The organism is uncultured Sunxiuqinia sp. (genome assembly GCF_963974515.1).
Lineage (GTDB): Bacteria > Bacteroidota > Bacteroidia > Bacteroidales > Prolixibacteraceae > Sunxiuqinia.
The window spans coordinates 1-1,952 of the sequence record NZ_CAXBDD010000223.1; the positions used below are offsets into that span (position 1 = coordinate 1).

Here is a 1,952-nt window from a genome sequence, read left to right on the forward strand (position 1 = left end):
AGTCAGAATTTTGCACCTGTTCATGCAGCCAATCGAAAATTCGTTCCTTTAATTCATCTGATATTTTGTTGTTTAGAATATTTTTAATAACCTGGAACGACTCGTAGATAGCTCCACCACATGAGCCGGAAGAATCATCCATCTGTTGAATGGCCTTTACACTTTCCATTGCAATGGCAGCCGAAATACAAAACGCTTCGTTCATATTACCTTTTGAGTAATAATCATCAGCCTTTATTTGAAATTGGGCAACATCGTTCATGGCTTTATAGCTGCTGCGATAATCAATAAAGCCCCGGTCATCATAATTGTCAAATATTCCATTGATCTGGCTTTGATAATATGGAATGTTATCGGAATTCTCAACCGAAACAGGTCTGGAAAACGCAAGCTTAATTTGATGCCTGAAATCCTGATTTTTCATCCCATAATCGAGCATGAAATTTCTTAAATCTTTAGGCTCGGCATCTTTAATTAACTGCTCCCAACTTTCCTCGCGTACTTCTTCGGCGGATGGCGTGTAAATGGTGTTTTTCTCATTGATAGCTAAGGCGACAGCAGCAATATGCTTGCATATTGCACCATCATACGGACAATCACAATAATAATTAGTTACATTATTGTGATTGTCTGCTTTAAGCTCCAATTCATAGTTGCCGTAGTTGCCTTCAACTTTGGCGTACCAGGTTCCATTACTACCCTTGTTCAGTTGCAAAATATTCCCATTGTCGAAATAGTTTTGCCCTCGGTGCAATATTGCAGATGGTATTTGATTGATTAACTCCTGTATTGTCATTTTATTCGAATTGAAAAATGATTTTCTCCACAGTCTTTACTTCAGTTTCTTCAACCGTATTATTGAAGTATATCCCAATGCCCGCTTTTAGCAGAGCCAACTCTTTTTAGGTAACCGAGTTTTTTTAACTTAGCTATGTTGTTTTCTACGGCTGTTGTACTAATGCCAATATTTTTTGAAAGAGCAGTTATACTCACTGTGTTGTCCTTCTCAATTTCTGACAAAATTTTAAGTTGGTTATCACCCAACTTATCACCCAACTTATCACCCAACTTATCACCCAACTTGCTTTCTTCCGCCATCTTAAAATCAACGATTACGGAATCAAATTCGATCTGGTATTCCGGCACCGTTGAATTGTAAGCTTTCCAGTTCTCTTCTATTTTGTCAAAACCAAAACCTGCGTTCTCCGCGAGTTTAACCATACGGAACAATTTTGCGAGAATAGGATTACGCGGTAACGAAATATCCTTACTTTTCAGTTCCTCAAAAGGTTTGGGTAATCCTCCCGGATTGTAAAACTCAATGTGGTTAGTGAATATGCGGACACGTGGGCGTGCCGGAGAAAAAAAATCAGTATGCATCAGCATATTTACCAGTGCTTCACGAATACTTTCAAGTCCCGGTGATAATTCCTGTCCGAAGCCTTCTGCCGAAAGTGAGAATTGCACATCTACCTTTTGCTTTAATCGGTTAAAACACTCAAAATAATACTCCCAAAGGTTTTCCTGTTCTTCAATACGAAAGGTATAGCGTTGCTTGGCATCAGAATAGGATGTGCCCGGAACTTCCAGTAGGTCCACACGAAAATCAGCAAAGTGCTGTTCAATAACTTCTCGTTTCCCAAACATGAGCAATCCGGCATAGGTACATTTCCCGTTTTCCATGATACGGAGCTTCTCTAAAAATTCAGCTTCATCGAAACGGTTATAACTTGCATTGGGATTGAACCGAGCCATATAGTTCCGGTAGCGATTCAATGATGTCTTATTTAAACTATCAAGACTGGTTTGCGGAGCTAATTCTGCTGTTTTTGTGCCAAAAGCCCGGTCACGCAACATGCTGTCAATTTCTTCCTGTGTGGCTCTTTGGTCGGCACTCCCTCTGCGAATAAAGGTATTGGTCTGCGTATTGAAATAAACAGGTTTATTCTTAT

Annotated in this window: 2 protein-coding genes; both read right to left on the reverse strand. The window is 39.6% G+C overall.

Annotated elements, in window-relative coordinates; genetic code table 11:
* On the reverse strand, positions 1-796 hold a 796-nt coding region (locus tag AAC033_RS19105), incomplete at its 3' end, for an SWIM zinc finger family protein (RefSeq protein WP_339741182.1).
* 59 nt (positions 797-855) lie between these two features.
* Positions 856-1,952 (reverse strand): ATP-binding protein (locus AAC033_RS19110; protein ID WP_339741184.1); only part of this gene is annotated, 1,097 nt, incomplete at its 5' end.